At 59.2% G+C, this 1,755-nt stretch carries 1 protein-coding gene and 1 pseudogene; one reads left to right on the top strand and one right to left on the bottom strand.

Features of this window, described 5'->3' with window-relative positions; all coding sequences use genetic code 11:
- Window positions 1-875: glutamyl-tRNA reductase (gene hemA / locus AC1DLB_RS29210; protein ID WP_477786207.1), on the bottom strand; the 875-nt coding region annotated here is incomplete at its 3' end.
- A 234-nt stretch (window positions 876-1,109) separates the two neighbouring features.
- Here hemA and AC1DLB_RS29215 point away from each other — a divergent pair.
- A pseudogene (locus AC1DLB_RS29215) lies at window positions 1,110-1,755 on the top strand (hypothetical protein); the annotation flags it as partial.

Here is a 1,755-nt window from a genome sequence, read left to right on the forward strand (position 1 = left end):
TCATCCAACTCGCCGACTTCCGGCTCGATATCCCGAGGGACTGCGATATCCACCATGAAAATCGGCTTGTGCTTACGCAATTTCAAGGCGCTTTCCACCGCGCCTTTACCGAGAATAGGCAACTGGCTGGCGGTGGAGCTGATGACGATGTCGCTGCGCACCAGTTCTGTCGGGATGTCCGAGAGCAACACCGCATGGGCGCCAAACTGCTCGGCCAGGGTGCTTGCGCGCTCCAGGGTGCGGTTGGCGACCACGATTCGCTTCACGCCCAGCTCATGCAGATGGCGGGCGACCAGGGTGATGGTCTCGCCGGCGCCGATCAACAAGGCCTGGCTGCGTTGCAAATCACTGAAAATCTGTTTCGCCAGGCTGACCGCGGCAAACGCCACGGACACCGGGTTTTCACCGATGGCGGTGTCGGTTCGCACCTGTTTGGCCGCATTGAACGTGGCCTGGAACAAACGCCCGAGTAGCGGACCAATGGTGCCCGCCTCGCGAGCCACGGCGTAGGCCGATTTCATCTGGCCGAGAATCTGTGGTTCACCCAACACCAGCGAATCGAGCCCGGAGGCGACCCGCATCATGTGGCGAACTGCCGCATCATCTTCATGCACATAAGCGCTCGCACGCAGCTCATCGAGGCTCAAATGATGATAATCGGCCAGCCAGCGCAGCACGATGTCAGCCGAAAGGTGATCCTGTTCTATATACAGTTCACTGCGATTGCAGGTGGAGAGGATCGCAGCTTCGCGGCTGTCGGTGAGTCGGCAGAGCTGCTGCAAGGCCTCAACCAGCTGCTCAGGGGTAAAGGCCACGCGCTCGCGGACGTCTACTGAAGCAGTCTTGTGGTTAATACCGAGTGCAAGGAAGGCCATTCAAGGTCGCTGATGGTGACGTGAAGCCGACAATTGTCCTACTTCGACAGAGCCAGAACAACCACTCGATATCTATCGTCCCGGTTGACGCTGCCGAAGCTGCGATCCGTTCTCGTTTACACCGGCACCGGGCCTGCCGGGATTGCGTATGCGGGTAAATTGGCCGGGCGGTTATGTTTGGCCGAAGGCTTGTGTCATGATGATCCGACCGCAGGTTAGTCGTCCTCTTCCTATATGAATAGATCTTCCGCGTTGCTCCTCGCTTTTGTCTTCCTCAGCGGCTGCCAGGCCTTGGCACCCGTTTCGTCGGACGGTACGCCGCCGGTCGAAGACAGCACTCCGGCGCCTGAAAAGCCCAAGGTTTACAGCTCGTTCAGCGAAGAAACTGTCTTCAGCCTGTTGAGCGCCGAACTGGCTGGCCAGCGCAATCGTTACGACATTGCCCTGGACAACTACGTGACCCAGGCTATCAATACCCAGGATCCGGGCATCTCCGAGCGGGCATTTCGCATTGCCGAATACCTGGGCGCCGATCAAGCGGCCCTCGACACTTCGCTGATCTGGGCAAAAAACGCCCCGAACGATCTCGAGGCGCAACGGGCGGCGGCCGTGCAACTCGCCCGTGCCGGGCGTTACGACGACTCCATGGCTTATATGGAAAAAGTCCTGCAAGGCAAAGGCGACACTCATTTCGACTTCCTCGCCCTGTCTGCGGCCGATACCGACCAGGAAACCCGCAACGGCCTGATGAAAGGTTTTGACCGTTTGTTGCAGCGCCACCCGCACAACAACCAGCTGATTTTCGGCAAGGCCTTGCTGTTGCAACAGGATGGCGACGCCAAAGGCGCGCTGACCCTGCTCGAAGACAACCCGCCGGAAG

This window comes from Pseudomonas sp. 05N434, assembly GCF_056396965.1.